The organism is Arthrobacter vasquezii, from assembly GCF_029455255.1.
GTDB classification, from domain to species: domain Bacteria; phylum Actinomycetota; class Actinomycetes; order Actinomycetales; family Micrococcaceae; genus Arthrobacter_D; species Arthrobacter_D parietis.
Window position 1 is genome coordinate 31,737 of the sequence record NZ_JAROKN010000010.1, and the last position, 16,103, is coordinate 47,839.

Here is a 16,103-nt window from a genome sequence, read left to right on the forward strand (position 1 = left end):
GAAATTACTGAAACGGACTTGTGAGTCCAGTCTCAATGCTATACCTTTGTGAGACCGGACTCACCAAGAGACTCAGATCACACGTTGAAGACTCTCAAATACGTGGTCCGCGACTTCACTACCTGCCTTGGAGGCTCCCATGACCATGAACGTCCGCAGTCGCAGCAAATCTGTTCTGGCTGTCTCGACCCTGCTTGCCCTGGCCCTTTCCGCATGCGGCGGAAGCGGAGACGCCGGCCAGGACTCCAGCGGAGGAGACCAGACCCTGAGTGTCATGCATAAGTGGCCGGAGGGAGATCACGCGGCCTTCTTCGAGAAGGTCGTCGACGAGTTTGAGAAGGCCAACCCCGGAGTGACCGTGGAGATGCAGGCCATCCAGGACGATCCGTACAAGGAGCGACTGCGTGTTCTGACAGCTTCCAATGACCTTCCGGACGTGTACTTCGCGTGGCCAGGCGCCTACGGGGAGCAGTACTTCAACGCCGGCTTCGCCGCGGACCTCACATCCGAAATGGACGGCGAATGGGAAGAGTCCCTGATGCCGGCCGCCGTCGATGCCTACACGGTCGAGGGGAAGAACTACGCAGTCCCGGTCAGTATGTCCGGGAAGTACATGATCTATAACTCGGCGATGTTCGAGGAACACGGCGTGCAGGTGCCCACAACCTACGAAGAACTCCTGACAGCCTGCGACACCTTCGAAGCAACCGGACTCACGCCCATCACCATGGGCAACAACGCCATGTGGCCAGGAGTGCACTACCTAACTACCCTGATTGCCAAGCACGTTCCGCGTGACGTCATGCAGGCAGATTTCGAACCTGCGACTGCAACCTTCGAGCACCCCGGTTACATCAGGGCATTCGAAGACCTCAACGAGCTGGCTCAACGCTGCTTCACCGCTGGAGCAAACGGAATCTCCAATGATTCAGCAAAGGCAGAGATCCAGACCGGTGTTGCGCCCATGTACTACGGCGAAAGCAACATCTTCTCCATCTTCAGGGAAGCGAACGGCGCTACCCCGGACGTGGCCGCCAACTGGAACTTCTTTGCCTTCCCGGACATCGAAGGCGCAGAAGGCAACGCGGAATCACTCACCGGCGCGCCCGACGGCTTCCTCATCAACGAAAAGAGCGACAACAAGGATCTCGCCATCGAGTTCCTGAAGTTCTTCACCACCCAGGAGAACGGCGCACGCCTGCTTGAAATGCGGGACCGTCCTTCAGCAGTCGTCGGATCCGCCGAAGGGGTTGAAGATGTACTGCCACAGCTGGAGGAAGCACTGACGCACCTGCAAAGCGTCGATACCTTCAACATCTGGCTGGATACAGCTACGAACCCTGAGGTCGGCGCAGCGTTTCTCGCAGGGGGACAGGCCGCTATCGACGGGTCACAAACTCCAGAGGAGATTCTGGACACTATTCGGGCAGCCTCAGACGGTCTGAAGTAGGCAGCTCAACCACCGGAGCGGCGATCCAATGGCGGCGCCGCTTCGGTGGCGCACCCGAGTGAAAGGACTCGTGCACACCATGATGACAAGAAGACTCCGCCTCAGCGCAATCCTCTGGGCAGCCCCGGCAATTCTGGCGATTCTGGCTCTCCTGTACTACCCCCTGGCGCAGAACCTGCGCCTGAGCTTTCTGCAGTGGAGCGTCTTTTCCCCGGAACAACAGTTCGTGGGATTGGAAAACTACACCAAAGCTTTCAGCGACGCGGTCTTCTGGATCGCAATCCGCAATAACGTGGCCTACGCGGCCGTCTCCCTCATTTTTCAGGTAGGGCTCGGCCTGATTCTGGCAGCACTGCTGGACAGGTTCGTGAAGGGCAAGCTCCAGGCCTTCTTCCGCAGCGTGTACTTTCTGCCGGCCACCATCTCGATCACGGTGACGGGTGTGCTTTTCTCTTTCATCTACCACCCGGAAGTCGGATTCCTCAACGAGGCCCTGCGTGGGCTCGGTATGGAGGGGCTCGCACGGGTGTGGCTGGGTGAACCGGAAACCGCTATCTGGGCAATCATCGCGATGAGTCAGTGGCAGTGGACCGGATATGTGGCAGCCCTACTTCTGGTGGCCATCCAGCGTATCCCGAGCGAGTTCTATGAGGCCGCGGCTCTCGACGGAGCCGGTCCGGTGCGGCAGTTCCTCAACGTAACGATTCCGCTGACCAGGGAGATGGTGGCCGTCATGTCAATCGTCACCGTCAGCAACGCCTTCCTCGTCTTCAACGAGATCGTCGCGATGACCAATGGTGGTCCCAATAACGCCACCCAGGTTCTGGGCACCATGATCTACCAGAACGCGTTCGTGAACGATGACATGGGGTACGCCTCCGCGATCGCCACCATCGTCCTCTTCATCACGCTGATCATCGGCGCAGTCCAGCTGGGCTACACAAGCAGGAAGAGGGTCAGCCTCTAATGAGCTCCGTAACCATGAAGCCAACAACGCCAAACACCCGACCCCGGGGTGCCGCGCAGGCAAAGCGCCGTCCCGACTACCTGAGCATCGTCGCTCGTTACCTGGTACGCATCCTGCTTGTCGTCATGAGCATTGGCGTCCTCTACCCGCTCTTCTGGATGTTCTCGTCAGCCTTCAAGACCAGCGCCGAAATCTTCGCAGACCCGTGGGCACTGCCCAATACCCTCTCCTTCGAGAACTACGTCAAAGCCTGGAACCAGGGCGTCGTCGCCTACTTCGCCAACAGCGTCATCATCACCGTCATCTCGCTGGCAATCACGCTACTGCTCGGCGCTGCCGCGGCGTACGCGCTAACCAAGCTCAACCTCCCATTCTCAAAGACGGTCACGTTCCTGATTCTCGGCGGACTGATGGTCTCACCGACAATGATCCTCGTTCCCCTATTCCAGCTGCTACAAACGGTAGGCCTATACAACACGCATGCCGGACTGATCATTGTCTACGTCGCCTACCGGCTACCCTTCACCATCTTTTTGATCCGTGCATACATGCTGACGCTCTCGGACGAGGTGGTGGAAGCCGCGCGGATCGACGGCGCGAATTCCCTCCAGATCTTCCTGAGGGTCATCATCCCCCTGTGTAAGCCAGTGCTAGCCAGCGCCGGCCTCGTATACGTACTCTTCGCCTGGAACGAGTTCCCCTTTGCGCTGGTCTTCCTCAATGACACGGACCTAAAGACCCTGCCCGTCGGGCTGCTCGACTTCAGGAGCACGCTTCAAACCGACTGGTCAGTGCTCTTCGCCGGCCTAGGCATTGCAAGTCTTCCCATGATCATCGCCTTCGCGATTGGGCAGCGCTACTTCATTCGCGGACTGTCGGAAGGGATGGGCAAATGAGTGGCCACGCAACTGGACGAACAATCCGGACCGCAGTGTTGGGATTCGGCGTTTCGGGGCGGGTCTTTCACTCGCCACTCCTGGCCGCCAATCCTGATTACAGCCTTCGCTTCATCACCACGAGCAACGAGGAACGGTCCCGACAGGCTCGAGAACTCCATCCAAAGGCGACCATACTCAAGGACCCCGAGGACGTCTTCAAGCATGCAGATGAAATCGACCTCGTCATCATCGGTACACCGCCGGCAAACCACTACGAACTGGCGAATGCCGCTATCGACCATGGTCTACACGTAGTCGTTGATAAACCCTTCGTCCCTACAGCAGCACAGGGCGAAGAACTCATACAAAAGGCTGAGAGCGCCGGAGTCAGCCTCACGGTCTTCCAGAACCGCCGCTGGGACGCAGACTTCCTCACTGTCCAAGACCTTGTCCGGCAGCAAGTACTCGGGTCCATCGCCACCTTCGAGTCACGATTCGAATGGTGGCAACCGGACGGTTTCCGAAGCTGGAAGGGCGCCGCGACCCTCGATATGGCGGGCGGAATCCTGTATGACCTCGGCAGCCACCTGATCGATCAAGCCCTCCAACTATTCGGACCGGTCCAGGAGGTGTACGGACAAACCACCCGCTATACCGACGCCTCTACTGATGCCGATGAAGATGCCTTTGTAATCCTGCAACACACGAACGGCACTCGCTCCCGCTTGACCATGAGCGGCTTGGCTGCTCTGCCCGGTCCCCGATTCCACATCTTCGGTTCCCGCGGCACCTACCTGAAGTGGGGACTGGACGGACAGGAACCAGCGCTGGATGCAGGAAAGAATCCCAATGATGCTGACTACGGGATAGAGGCGGAATCGGCATGGGGATCGCTCAGCTCAGGGGCCGCCCCGCAGCTGATTCCAGCACAGCGTGGCGACTACCCCCAGTTCTACAAGCTACTGAGCAACCACCTTGCCGACGGCACCCCTCTTCCAGCCGATCCGAAGGACGCAGTGCAGGTGCTTCACATCATCGAGGAAGTTCATCGCGCGGCCGGCTAGAGCCGAACCAAGTCGTGCAGGCCAGTACCATCGCCGCCCTGCGGAAATCATCGTCGCAAACACACCCAGAAAGGGAGAACCATGTCCTCCACAGCTCCAGCCAATCACGTCGTCGTCATTGGTGGCGGCATCCTCGGCGCGGCGACCTCCATGCATCTCGCACGGGGCGGCGCGCAGGTGACCTTAGTAACAGCTGGGTCGCTCGCAAATGGGGCTTCGAGCCGCTCGATCGCGTGGCTGAACTCATCGGGTGCCCGCTCAGCCGGTTACCACAACCTGCGGATGCTCGCCATCGACCGCTACCGCACTTGGAGCGCGCACCACCCCGAGAGCCGCGGCTACATCCGATTCGACGGTGCAATGAAATGGGCGAGCCCCGATAAAACCTTCCGCGAGACCTTCGCCTTCGAACGATCAAACGGTTACGACTCCGTCTGGATCGACCGTGCCGACGTGCCACAGGTAGCGCCCGATGTAAACGTGGATGCGGTGGCTGAAGAAGGCGCCATCTACAACCCCGGCGAAGGCTGGGTCAATATGCCGGACTTCATCCCGGCTTTAGTGACTGAGGCGGTGGCTAATGGCGCGAACATCATGGAGCATGCCGGTGATGTGCGGGTTGACGTGCAGAACGGCGCGGCCGTCGGCGTGATACTCGGCGACGGGACGCACGTGGCTGCCGATCGAGTAGTGCTGGCCACCGGCGGTGAAGTTCCAGCTCAGCTCGCTGCCCTTGGCGTAACGGTTCCGGATGCTACTCCTGCCGCCTTCGTGCTGTTCACCGATCCGATCGATATAAATGTAAAAACCGTGCTCAACACCCCGCGCGTCGCGGTGCGGCCCACGCCCGACGGCCGGCTCGTACTCGATGCCGACTGGGCAGAGCAGTCGGTGATTGTCGGGGACGATGGATCCTTCACGGTCCCCGATGGATCGGTGCAGGGCTTGCTCGACGAGGCATCGAAGGTGCTAGCTGGAAACCCCAAACTGACCGCGCATCGAGTGGGAGCAGGCCTGAAACCCATTCCGGGTGACGGTGAACCGGTGGTGGGCCCGGTGCCTTCAATCTCGGGACTGTACACGGTGTTCACTCACTCGGGTGCAACGCTCGGGCTTATCATCGGTGAGCTCCTCGCCGAGGAGATCCTTATCGGTACCCCGTCTCCGGTGTTGAAGCCCTTCCGCCTCGACCGCTTCGACACTGGCACCGCCACTGAGGAAACCGTGAGCACCGGCGCCTGGGCACCGGTGCTCCAAAACTAGCAAGCTGGGGAAGTGGTGGAAACGCTGCTCACCACTTCCCCAGACTGGGCTGTGGTCGGGACTGCGCCCTGCTCGCCAGCTATTGTCCGAACGTCCACTGGCGCCGGCAGTGCAGGCAGCGCCCTACGTCGGTCGGCCCCGTCTTCAATCGTTCGTGGGCCCGGGAAGCGTGGTAATCCATTGCTGTGCGTCGAGGTTGGCGATTCGCCGGTACAGGGTGGCTCTGGACATGCCGAGGTCGCGGGCGACGTGGGATGCGGGTTGGCCTTGTTCGATGAGTTGGCGGGCGTTGGCGATTTGGCTGTCGCTGAAGATTGGGCGGCGGCCGCCGAGGTCGAGGCCGGCGATGCGGCGTTTGGTGTTGGAGTCGTTGACGCGTTCGCGTTTGATCTCGAGTTCCATCTGCGCGAGGGCGGCCATGACGGTGAAAACCATGGATCCCATGGGGGTGCCGGTGTCGACGTTCCCGCCGCCGAGGTTCAGGACGCGCAGGTTCACCTTCTGTGCCCGGAGTTCATCGGCCAGGGCGAGCATGTTGGAGGTGGAGCGGCCGAGGCGATCGAGGGTCGTGATGATCAGGGTGTCGCCTTCATGCAGTGCGTTGAGGGATTTGTCGAATTGCGGGCGTCGAGCGTGGGCGCCGCTGACGCCGTGATCAACGTATAGGTCATCGCGACGGACGCCTGCAGCGAGTAGGTCGGTGACCTGCCGGTCGGCGTCCTGGGCGCGAGTTGATACCCGCGCATACCCGATGAGCTTGCCCATGGTCCTCCTCAACGTTGATCTGTCCTAAAACTGTCTCGTAAGCTACTTCGCAGTCCCTTTTTAGCGGTTCGCTTGGAAGACATGGTAGCAAGACAAAGCAGAAGCAGTGAGTGCGGGGGAGTGGTGGTGTCTCGCCCTAGTGTGTTGCAACCCTAGAGTTGTGAGACGTACCTAGGCCGCTATCACCCGAGCAAAGCCTCGAGCTCCGGAAGTCGGCAGAACATGTCGGGAAGGCCGCGCACTCCGTTTCGCACGGACTCGTGCGACAGGGCGAGGTCAGGGCCTGTGCTCGCCTCGACACCGGCGAGGCACCGGAGGATGTTCCACCTCGTGTGCCCAAGCCAGCCGCCGATCATGAACACGAACCAGCTTGGACCTGACGGCGGCAGCACTCCGCCGCCCGCGACATAACCGTTGAGTACCGAGCGGAAAATGGCGGGTTTGATGTCGTCGAAGTCAGGTCCCTTCGCAAGGCTCAGCGCGGTCGAGCCGAGCTCACTAGACAGGTCGAGCATCCCCGAAAGCTCCCAGTCGAGCACCACCGGCCGACCCTTTCGAGCGAGCAGATTCCACGGTTGGATGTCCCTGTGGGTCAGCACGACGGGGCCTGGCCGTTCGCACGTGTCGACGAAGTCGGCAATCGCGAGGAACGTCTCGACGTGAGATGCGAGCTCGTCGGCCCACGGCTGTGCGGTCGCTGCCGCCCGCGCGGCGAGCTCGGGCCAGTCAGGCGACGTCGGATCCTCAGTCGACACATGGGTCCATGGGGCGTCGAGCGCGTGGATGCGCCCGAGGATCTCACCGATCTCAAAGGCGTAGGCCGACGACACCGGCGCTTCGGGCACCTTCTCGCCTTCGACCCATCGGTGAACGAGCGTGTCGTGGCTGGCCGAGATTGGCTCTGGCATCGGAATGCCGGCAGCGAAGGCCGCCCGCTCAAATCTGAACACGTCCTCGACGGGATAGGTCCAGCGGCGGTCGACGAGGTTCAACTCCTTCACCGCGAAGGACCCCTGGTCGGTGTCGAGCCGGTACAACCGTTGGCGTACCCGCCGTGGACGCGGATCATCGGCCCGATCGGCGCGCCGAGATGTGAAAGGTTCACGCACTCATTCTAGGAGCTGGCTAGTTCATAGATACACGAACCTTTCCGCGATGCACGCTCTCGATCACCGCCAGGACCACTTACCGAAAGCGCCTTAGCCCGATTCAGTGTCTCGAATCCTCTGTGCCTCGAAGCCCATCAGTTGCAACACATCGGTGATTGGAAGGTCGGATTCTACCCAGAGACTTGTTCGACAGGGTCGCCCCGGCTCAGCTGGCATTCCGCAACCGTTCGAACAATTCATCAGCTAATGGTCCTAGGAAGTACCGGTCGCCTTTGATGGCATCGACCTCGAACAACCCGTCTGCAGTCCCGCCGTCGATGATATTGCTTGGGCGGCACAGGCCAAGTTGCAGAAGTGTATGAATTGGTGGGATGAGCGCGTTGCCGATGCCAGTGCGATTCGCCAGCGCTTCAAGCGTGACCGGTTCAGTGCTTCCATTCAGGGCAGCCATCTCTTGGAGAATGCGCACATGGATCCGGTCGATTCTCCCGAAGATATCAATCCATACTGAAGCGTCGTCGATCATGGAGTCATCTGATGCCAGCTCACCCAGGATGTTTCCCAAGCTTCTGGCCTTTTCCGCTGATGCACTCTTCCTAGCTGCATCGACGGCTTTAGCCAATTGCAAGAGATGTTCCGGTTTCTCCATCAGCTCCTGATATACCGCTTCTGGATGGCGGTGGCTGCTCGACTCAACTCCCTCGCTCAGGTGGCTAAACATCTCATCTTCGTGCTGTTGCAGCCTGTTACCCATTCCATGTACTAAACGTCCGGCCAAGGCAATACCAGCTCCAGCGGTTGGGCTGATGGTGCCCACCAAGAGGCCAAGGACCTCTGCAGGCAAAGAGATGTTGGCATTTGTTCCGCGTATCCGATTCGTGGAATCGGCAGGCTCGAGTTCGTGTCTATCTGACATTTACATTCCTCCCCATTCGGCAGGACTCACGAGCGTGGGTTCTGAAAGCCTACATTGAGGCCTTGAGTTCGATAGTTTGCCGACTACGACCGGTGGTTTCAGTTCAGGCATTAGCAACCATCGATAAGCCGTCTGCTGAAGCGAACCTCCTGCGTGACTGGGTAGACCACTCAGTCACCTGAAGCGATGCATCAGCCGCGTGAGCCGCGGCTAACGACACCGAACAAGTCGGTACCCCGAAGCGGATGTACACCGGCGGCTGATCTATCGCCATTGAAAACCGTTGGACACCAGCAGCAGGTTCACACCAAGTTGAGCGGTGGGAGCCACTCGTTCCGTAGCTTTATCTCCCACTCATCGGCTTCCTTTGAGCTGGTGCATGAGATCCATCCGAGCTAACATGTCGCGAGCCACTGGTTCACTACCGCTACCTGATCGGCCTGCATGACGGTCGGGCGCGTGCGAGCAACTGCTCGTTCGATGCCTAGTAACTGGACGGCGATGCTTGCCCTTAGCGTGCTGCGGCTCAAGTCCAAGCCCTTCGATAGGTGTGCTCTCAGCCGCCCGCGCAGTCCCTGTGCTCCGAGGGCTTCGCCCACATAGATTGGAGCCCCGTGGCGGAACCAGATGTATATCCCAGGGTCAAGAGGGATGCTCCCGCGAGGAATGGGCAGTGGTCGAGGATCCACCATGGACAGTGCCAGCGCCCAGTGATCGCCTGACGGCAGTTCAGCTGTCATTTTCAGTCACAGTATTCGCGGGAGCGAAGGTGCGCCCGATATCAACTCTGTGAGCTGCCAGACGGGCGGCTGTCCGTTTCTGAGTGAGCTAGTTCTGATGCTCTTCGGCTGGACACGCGGCGACGGCCGGCGGCTGCATTCTCGAGTCCGAGCTTTTTGAGTTCCTCTGCACTCCATCCGTCCTTTGCCGCTCTGACATATGCTCGCTTGTCATCCTTCTCGGCTTCCGCGAGTTGATGCCTGAGGTCGGCTACGCGCTGCCTTGCTTTGACCAGGGCGGTGATGGAATCGATGCGGGAGTCTAGGAGTGCGCGTGCTTGCTGCTGTGTTTGCTCAATGTCGATGCTTGCCATGCTTCAACCCTATCTATCGCGATCTTGGCCATCCTTCACGACGGACATAAGTGCGTTCCTTCATCCACGGGGCAGTGGTGTAGGCGCGCGTTGCGCGGATCGTGGAACCAGTCGTCGACATCGCTCATGTCGTACCGGACTACTTTGCGTCCGAAGGTGTAGAACGGCGGACCGATCTCCCGTCGTCGCCATGACGCCAGCTCCACCATGCTGACTCCGTACTTCTGTGCCACTTGCCGTGGTGTCACCAGTCCACGCATCGTTCGCCTCGCTTTCTCTCTTTGCCACCGTTCCTTTCGGCAACGCCGTCATTAACTTGGCCGCGAAGTGAATTGGCAGGTTGGAGTCGGGGGACCGTGGAATACCGGAAGGAGCGAAGCGAGTGAGGATATGCCGCGAAAGCCGCCGGCGGAGACTTGCCAAGAGAAGGGCGGACAGTACCTTCACCAGCCGAAACGGAACGGCGCAGCCGTACTGTCATGCGGGCGCGCAGCGCCTCCTCAGAAGTATGAAAACCCCACACCTCGGGGGGACTCTCGGGTGAGCGTATGACGGAGCACCCACGGAGCAAGCTATGCGTTTATGTGCCATAAACGCGGATTCGGCCTAGCGCCCCCGGCGACGGCCATGACACACTAAGGGTGCGGGGCCTCCTGGGAAGGGGCGCTGCGCTGGGCCGGAAAGGAGAACGGACGTGGCTGGAGAAGATGAAAGCCGGGAGACGGATGCTGCTGAGAAGCCATCGCGTCGTGTCTGGTCTTCCCGGCGCAAGCGCATTGAAGGTAAAACCCAGTACGTGCGTGTCTCCATGTCGGAGTTCGAGCGTGCCAAGCTGCTGCAACTTGAGGCCCAAACCGGCCTCTCGCCGTCGGCGATTCTGGTCGATGCTGCCTTAGGCACTGGAGACCCGGCTTCCTTGCAGCTGCGCAAGCAGGAACTGGTGACACTTCTCGAAATCCGTTACCTGATTGCTACTGCTGCTAACAACATCAACCAAGTGGCGCGTCATCAGAACACGACGGGGGAGATGGCATCGAATGGTCGCGCAGTGGTGAAGGAAGCCCGTGAGGTGATGGCGAAGATTGTCGACGTCATTGAGGAATTGAAGCCATGATTCCGAACATCACTAAGGGTGACCGTCCGGTCGGGCTGATGAAATATCTGGTTGGTCCTGGGAAGCGGAATGAACACACCGATCCGCACCTGGTGACCGGTAGTCCTACGATCATGGCTTGGTTCGATGATGTGCAGCTGGACGAGAGCGCCGCTGTCATGGTCGCAAAGGAACTGGACCTGAACCGGCGGACGTTCGACATGGACGTCACCAACCATGTTTGGCACTGCTCGCTTTCGCTGCGTGCCGATGAGCGGCCCGTGACCGAGCAGCAGTGGGCCGACATCGCCCATGACTTCATGGACGATATGGGATTCACGGAGACGAGCGGCAAGGCGCCCGTGCAGTGGGTCGCAGTTCACCACGGAACGAGTATCGCCGGGAATGACCACATACATATCGTGGCTTCCCGTGTCCGCTCCGATGGCACCAAGTGGCACGACGGAGCCGACTATCCGAAGGCACAACGGGCTGCCCGTGGCATTGAAAAGAAGTACGGCTTGATGGAGCTGGGGCAGTACGCCGAGCGCGGTTACAAACCAGCCGAGCAGAGGGCCGGACGCGAGCAGGAGCCGGCACGATTCCGGATGGAACGTCTTGTCCGTTCAAGCGCGGTCGCCTCACAGCATGAGGCGGAGTTCGTGCGGCGACTTCGGCGCAGCGGTTTGCTGGTTAGCGCCCGTTTCGCGGACGGCGGGTTAAGCGTTGTCACGGGTTACTCGGTGGCTGAACGGCCCCCGAAGGGCATGCGCCCGATCTGGTTTGGGGGAGGGAAGCTCGCCAAGGACCTCACCCTTCCTGCACTACGGACCACCTGGTCGGATACGCCGCAGCAGGCGCAGAAAGCGGCCGAGGAATGGTGGGCCGCGAAGCGTCATCACAGGATTGCGAACCCGGACGCCCCGGACATGAAACAGGGATCCCCGGTGACGTCTGCGGCAGGTCGGGCGTTTGACGAGGACCTGGCTAGGAAATTCGCTGTGCAGCTGGCAGAGGCTCGCCGGGCGATGACGAAGGTCGCTCCAGAGGATCACCAGACGTGGGCGCATGTGGCACGGGAGACCTCAGGCCTGCTCGGTGCCTGGTCTCGGGCGACTGAACCTTCCCCCGGGCCCCTAGCTGAGGCCGCGCGGGCGATGGCCCGATCCGCTCACCGAAGCGGCATGAAGATCACCACACCCGTGGATCCGCCGTTGCGGATGGGCGGCACCACGGCCTTCCTTCTTGCCGCCACGAGCGCACCGTCACCGGTCGCTCAGGCGCTGATCATGCAGCAGATGCTCCGCACCTTCGGCGCAATCCGCGCCATGCACGAAGCCGGAAAAGAACTCCGGGAAGCCAACGTCCTGACAGAAACGATCCGGAACCAGTTGGCCGCTGTGGCAGGACCGTTGCCGGACGTTCCCGAGCCGAAGCTGCAGCCTGCACATGACGGACCAAACCGGCAGGTGAAAGCCCTGACCGAGGTTGATAGGTACGCGGCACGACAACGCCAAATCGAACAACACGCCACACACGATCAAGGGATGGGGAGATAGTCGTGGAGCACACACCAGATGGAGCCAATGATCTGCTGCGGGGGCAAGCGCAGGCCGCGCTAGCTGTAGCTGGAAGGCTTGGGGAAATGCTCGCTCGTCAGCGGGCAGAGCGCCTACAAGAACTGCAACGTGCAGCCAACGAGGAACGCCGGCAGCTCGAAGAACGGTTCGAAGCCGAACGCGCTGTGATGCGGACGCAGCTAGCCGCGGTGCATCGGCCGCAGTTTTGGGAATCCGCGCAGCCCCAGGACATCGCCACCCACTACGCGCTCGCGCAGCAGTGGGAACCCTTCGATGACATGGCGCGGTTGTCCCGCGAGCACATGCACGATGAGATCAGGGACCGGTACGACCTCACCCCGGAACAGTTCCTCGACGGGAACGCAGCCTCACCAGGGGCCGGCATCGATGGAACCCGGGAGAAAGCAGCCGAGGAGCAGGAAGCCCAGCAAGACTCTGCCGAAGCCGAACAGCAGGCTGCAACGGTCGCTGCGGGAGACCTGCAGAACGACACCGACACGGAGAACGCTGCCGCAGCAGCTGACGAGCTTTGGGACTCCGGTGACCGTCGCACACAGCTCGAAGACCGACTCATGGACACATTCGGGCACACCGAGGAAGGTAAGGAAGCCGTCACCGCCGTTCTCACCGCAGACCGAGACCAGGGCACCCACCCTCGCGAAAGCGTTCGAGGCGGACACAAGCTCATAACGGGAAAGAAGTTCACCAACCGAGGCTCCGCAAGGGACCGAGAGGTTGGTTTGGGCTAGAGGGACCCACCCCAGGTCCTGCTCGACTAACTACGAGCGCGCGTCGCACCTTCATCGTGCACTTCATCGCGCAGGTGAAACGTGCGTAACGATTCGTGAATGGTGTTGGAACCGAGTCGAACACGCTCGATCACGTTCAGGGTTCGGCTTACGGGCTCTGAGCGACCGGCTTGCGGGAATGGACCAAACAGCAATTTGCAGCGCTACGACCCCGAAGATGCACGCAGAGTCTTGAAGGGATCAAGCATCATTGCCACCGTTTACGGCGGAGTACCAATGGCGCATATGGAACTTTCAGTCGGTCGTGCCCTCTCGCGCAGCTTTACGAATTTGTGCTGATGGGTGCTGCGCGGCGATCGCCAGCAGTTGAGAAACAGCTGGAGAGTCCGAAGGCTTGCGGAGCCCTGAAACGACCGCGGCTGCACTCCGCCTTCCGCCCGACTCTAGGACTTCCGACAGGATCGTCACGACTCCCTGAGATACAAATGCTGTATTGGCCCTCTTGCTCAGCCCTCTGAGCGCCACATTGCGTACGGTTTCGTTTGCGTCACCCGCTAGGGCGAGAAGAAGTTCGAACTCCGCCTTATCCCCGAAGCGTTCAATGATCCGTGCACTTGCGGTACGGTGCACCGCACTGCCGCCAAGGAGGTCCCTTATCAAGGGTTCGCGGGAGGTCTCGTTCACGAGAGCAGCGAATGCTTCGGTGGCGAGACCTCGGATGTCTTCATCGCCATCGAAGAAGGTTCGGACTGGCTCCCGGTTCCGAAGAGCTGACACGGCCTCGAAAAGCTGTGTCTTAACTGGGTCAGCGAGCGTTTCCCCGTGGATGGCGAGTACTTTCAGGACGCCAGATTGTTGTTGAGGTCGAACGCCGGGATTTGCTAATAAAGCCTTGATGCGATCCCACCGCGCACTAGAAGGGTGCCAGATAGCGAGCAAAGCTAGTGCATGACCAGGGTCAAGACCACCGATACTGTACGCCCCCTTTGCGGCATCATCGATAAGACTCTCGATAACGTTGGACAGTCGGTCGGTGAGGGCATCGACTGCGTCGGAGGGCAACGTTCGTACGTCGTCGATCGCTTCGAAGATTACCAACTCTCCGGCCCGAGCTCGTTTAAGAACTTGCTCACGACTCTCGACGACTGCAGGGGCAGCGACCTTCAAAAAAGCCTCGCGTAGGTAGGCGGCGTCTCGGTCAGCCCGGGTTGCCGCGCGCTGACGGTCATCTTCACGCCATGCGGATACGGGGATCGCATGGATCAGCGGGGCGAGTGTCTGTGCAGTACCGTGATCGGTGATCGGTGGCTGGTCGAGGAAGTAATCGATCACGTTGTGAAGCGCGTCCTCGCCTAACGTCCAGACCATGGACTTCAGTAGGTCGACGATCTTGTAAAGCACCTTGAAGGTAGGCCGGGTACGTTCCAGGTAGCTCTTGGGGTCCTGGAGCATCGCCAGCGCCCATGTGCAGATTTCGTCGGCATGTGCCGGTTCGAGAACGTCGCCGCCAGCCGTTAGGAGTTCGATATCTGCCGCGGCGGTTGTTCGAGTCGAATGAGATAAGTTCACGTCGCTCGTCGCGATTCTAGCTGCCATGATTGGGCCCTTGCGCACGATGTGTCGAGTGGCGCGCCCTGTGCTTTTGCTGTCACCGGATAGGCGGAGAAGAGTCAGCTGGCCGGCAACCTTGTCGGGATCGTCCGTGGGGATGGCAGCGATAAGAAAGTGCTCTGCGAGAGCACCCGTAGCGCCACGCCACCCATCATGATCGCCAGCGCTCGAGGCCAGCAATGCAGCGGAAAGCAGGTGTTTATGGGCAGTATCCGAGCCTCCGATCCGAATTGACGCATCCTCACTCCAGCTCCGGAACCCCTCCGACAGATGAGCGATCAACCCATAGGACATCACCTGGGTTTTCCACCACGACGCAGGGTTGTCACTGCGCTGGATGATGTTTGCTATGTCACCCTGCATCCAACCCGCGGCCCTGAACGACGTCATCGCGCAAGCGCCTGCGATGGCCGCGGCTGTGACATCTGACGGTACCTCCCGGTGAATTCGCTGGGTCTTCATCGCGAGGTCGAAAGCCTCTTCTTGTCGTCCAACCTCCAGCAGTGCCCGCGCCCGTTGAGCTTCAAGCCATGCGTGATCCACGGAGGAGTAGTCGTCATGTTCCAGGGCGTCCTGCAGTGTTTGGAGTGCCGTATCGGGGTCGTTCTTGTCGAAGTGATAGACGCAGCAAAGCACGAACGCTGCGGCGCGTTGGGCAGATGTTGAAGTTTGATCAACAAGCCGAAACAGGTCAGCAGATTCCCCTTGGTAGTGCCAGAGATGAAGAGCGGCAGTTGCACGCCAGCACCAGTCATCAGCCTCACGTGCATTGTCGAGTGACAGCCCCTTCTGCTCGGCGTCACTCTCCCCTACTACTGCGGTAAGGGTTACCGGATTCAGGATTCGTTCAAGCTCATCCCGAAGAAGCACTTGCATCGCAAGGGCTTCGAGCCCAGTGATCGAATCCGGTGCCAGGTTTGGATGCGGTGCGATAAGTCGGGGGGTGATGAGGGCATGCCGAATCTCCTCTGCTTGCACAAGATGCACTGCGCCGGTCCACGCAGTGCCATCCCAGGTCGGGCTTGGCAGCTGTGTCAGCGCAACATCGGAAAGTGCCTCATTGTGGTCGGCGTCAACGCTCTGGGAGGCTGGCACCAGAATCTTGGCGCCTTTGCCGGTCGGAATAACTCGCTCCGGAGTGATGTGAACCCAGTGCGAGAGGTTTCTGTCTTGGTCGCGCAGGATCACTACGTGTGGCAGGGCGTGGCGCAGCCAGTAGTCGAAGTGCTCACGGTCGGCTTCGGTGAACCACCATCCGGTGATTGTGCCGTCAGCATTCCTCTTCGGGGAGTCGAAGTAGGATGACCCGGTCTTGACTTGGGCGCCCATCACGGCACCGAGTTCGTACCGGCGGGCATCTCGCGGCCGTAGATACAGATCGGTGCCTGTGTCGTGCCGGCTATCAATCACCCCACCCCAGCCCAAGCGCTCGAACTGCGCCAAAACCTCAGACTCACCTGAGGTTCCCGTAGCTTCGTTCTTTGGAGCCCGCACCTATGCCTCCCTTGCTTCGTCCGCAACAACGCGAATATTGCGCATCGCGGGGCCAGTGAATACAAGCGGAA

Annotated in this window: 14 protein-coding genes; 8 read left to right on the plus strand and 6 right to left on the minus strand. The window is 60.2% G+C overall.

What is annotated here, in order from left to right; genetic code table 11:
• Positions 1–139: 139 nt before the first annotated feature.
• The 5 genes from P4U43_RS06330 (at position 140) to P4U43_RS06350 (ending at position 5,622) form a co-directional block, all read left to right on the plus strand.
• Positions 140–1,450, plus strand: coding sequence for an ABC transporter substrate-binding protein (locus P4U43_RS06330; RefSeq protein WP_277357959.1), 1,311 nt, complete (start codon positions 140–142; stop codon positions 1,448–1,450).
• A 79-nt stretch (positions 1,451–1,529) separates the two neighbouring features.
• Positions 1,530–2,417 carry a carbohydrate ABC transporter permease gene (locus P4U43_RS06335; RefSeq protein ID WP_277357960.1) on the plus strand — a complete coding sequence of 296 codons (888 nt, stop codon included), beginning with the start codon at positions 1,530–1,532 and terminating at the stop codon, positions 2,415–2,417.
• Complete coding sequence (locus P4U43_RS06340; protein ID WP_277357961.1) at positions 2,417–3,313, plus strand: carbohydrate ABC transporter permease; 897 nt, start codon at positions 2,417–2,419, stop codon at positions 3,311–3,313. Before P4U43_RS06335 ends, P4U43_RS06340 begins: the two co-directional genes overlap by 1 nt.
• Positions 3,310–4,359: a Gfo/Idh/MocA family protein gene (locus P4U43_RS06345; RefSeq protein WP_277357962.1), complete on the plus strand. Its 1,050-nt coding sequence runs from the start codon at positions 3,310–3,312 to the stop codon at positions 4,357–4,359. The genes P4U43_RS06340 and P4U43_RS06345 overlap by 4 nt, the downstream gene beginning before the upstream one ends.
• Positions 4,360–4,440: 81 nt before the next feature.
• On the plus strand, positions 4,441–5,622 hold the full coding sequence (locus P4U43_RS06350) for an NAD(P)/FAD-dependent oxidoreductase (protein ID WP_277357963.1): 1,182 nt from the start codon (positions 4,441–4,443) through the stop codon (positions 5,620–5,622).
• 144 nt (positions 5,623–5,766) lie between these two features.
• Here P4U43_RS06350 and P4U43_RS06355 read toward each other — a convergent pair whose 3' ends face one another.
• The 5 genes from P4U43_RS06355 to P4U43_RS06375 all read right to left on the minus strand — a co-directional run bounded on the left by P4U43_RS06355 (position 5,767) and on the right by P4U43_RS06375 (position 9,753).
• A complete protein-coding gene (locus P4U43_RS06355) occupies positions 5,767–6,387 on the minus strand; it encodes a recombinase family protein (RefSeq protein ID WP_277357964.1) in 621 nt (206 codons plus the stop codon).
• 182 nt (positions 6,388–6,569) lie between these two features.
• Entirely contained in the window at positions 6,570–7,496 is a 927-nt protein-coding gene (locus P4U43_RS06360) for a phosphotransferase family protein (RefSeq protein WP_277357965.1), read from the minus strand.
• A 205-nt stretch (positions 7,497–7,701) separates the two neighbouring features.
• Positions 7,702–8,412, minus strand: coding sequence for a hypothetical protein (locus P4U43_RS06365; RefSeq protein WP_277357966.1), 711 nt, complete (start codon positions 8,410–8,412; stop codon positions 7,702–7,704).
• Between the two features lie 781 nt (positions 8,413–9,193).
• Complete coding sequence (locus tag P4U43_RS06370) at positions 9,194–9,505, minus strand: hypothetical protein (RefSeq protein WP_277357967.1); 312 nt, start codon at positions 9,503–9,505, stop codon at positions 9,194–9,196.
• Positions 9,506–9,540: 35 nt separating this feature from the next.
• Positions 9,541–9,753, minus strand: a complete 213-nt coding sequence (locus P4U43_RS06375; protein ID WP_277357968.1) for a helix-turn-helix transcriptional regulator — start codon at positions 9,751–9,753, stop codon at positions 9,541–9,543.
• A 446-nt stretch (positions 9,754–10,199) separates the two neighbouring features.
• Here P4U43_RS06375 and mobC point away from each other — a divergent pair, with 446 nt between their 5' ends.
• From mobC to P4U43_RS06390, 3 genes are read left to right on the plus strand one after another with little or no spacing between them, the layout of a single operon-like run.
• Positions 10,200–10,619 carry a plasmid mobilization relaxosome protein MobC gene (gene mobC, locus P4U43_RS06380; RefSeq protein WP_277357969.1) on the plus strand — a complete coding sequence of 140 codons (420 nt, stop codon included), beginning with the start codon at positions 10,200–10,202 and terminating at the stop codon, positions 10,617–10,619.
• Complete coding sequence (locus P4U43_RS06385; RefSeq protein WP_277357970.1) at positions 10,616–12,157, plus strand: relaxase/mobilization nuclease domain-containing protein; 1,542 nt, start codon at positions 10,616–10,618, stop codon at positions 12,155–12,157. The genes mobC and P4U43_RS06385 overlap by 4 nt, the downstream gene beginning before the upstream one ends.
• Before the next feature lie 2 nt (positions 12,158–12,159).
• Positions 12,160–12,927: a hypothetical protein gene (locus P4U43_RS06390; protein WP_277357971.1), complete on the plus strand. Its 768-nt coding sequence runs from the start codon at positions 12,160–12,162 to the stop codon at positions 12,925–12,927.
• Between the two features lie 294 nt (positions 12,928–13,221).
• Here the strand turns inward: P4U43_RS06390 and P4U43_RS06395 are convergent, their stop codons facing one another.
• The gene (locus P4U43_RS06395) at positions 13,222–16,032 is read right to left on the minus strand and encodes a DUF4365 domain-containing protein (RefSeq protein ID WP_277357972.1); all 2,811 of its coding nucleotides are present in this window, start codon (positions 16,030–16,032) and stop codon (positions 13,222–13,224) included.
• Between the last annotated feature and the right edge of the window lie 71 nt (positions 16,033–16,103).

Excerpts from the sequence above, each read along its gene's own strand:
- P4U43_RS06345 (WP_277357962.1), top strand. The coding sequence starts at position 3,310 with ATGAGTGGCCACGCAACTGGACGAACAATCCGGACCGCAGTGTTGGGA.
- P4U43_RS06355 (WP_277357964.1), bottom strand. The coding sequence starts at position 6,387 with ATGGGCAAGCTCATCGGGTATGCGCGGGTATCAACTCGCGCCCAGGAC.
- P4U43_RS06330 (WP_277357959.1), top strand. The coding sequence starts at position 140 with ATGACCATGAACGTCCGCAGTCGCAGCAAATCTGTTCTGGCTGTCTCG.
- P4U43_RS06340 (WP_277357961.1), top strand. The coding sequence starts at position 2,417 with ATGAGCTCCGTAACCATGAAGCCAACAACGCCAAACACCCGACCCCGG.
- P4U43_RS06350 (WP_277357963.1), top strand. The coding sequence starts at position 4,441 with ATGTCCTCCACAGCTCCAGCCAATCACGTCGTCGTCATTGGTGGCGGC.
- P4U43_RS06335 (WP_277357960.1), top strand. The coding sequence starts at position 1,530 with ATGATGACAAGAAGACTCCGCCTCAGCGCAATCCTCTGGGCAGCCCCG.
- P4U43_RS06385 (WP_277357970.1), top strand. The coding sequence starts at position 10,616 with ATGATTCCGAACATCACTAAGGGTGACCGTCCGGTCGGGCTGATGAAA.
- P4U43_RS06365 (WP_277357966.1), bottom strand. The coding sequence starts at position 8,412 with ATGTCAGATAGACACGAACTCGAGCCTGCCGATTCCACGAATCGGATA.
- P4U43_RS06370 (WP_277357967.1), bottom strand. The coding sequence starts at position 9,505 with ATGGCAAGCATCGACATTGAGCAAACACAGCAGCAAGCACGCGCACTC.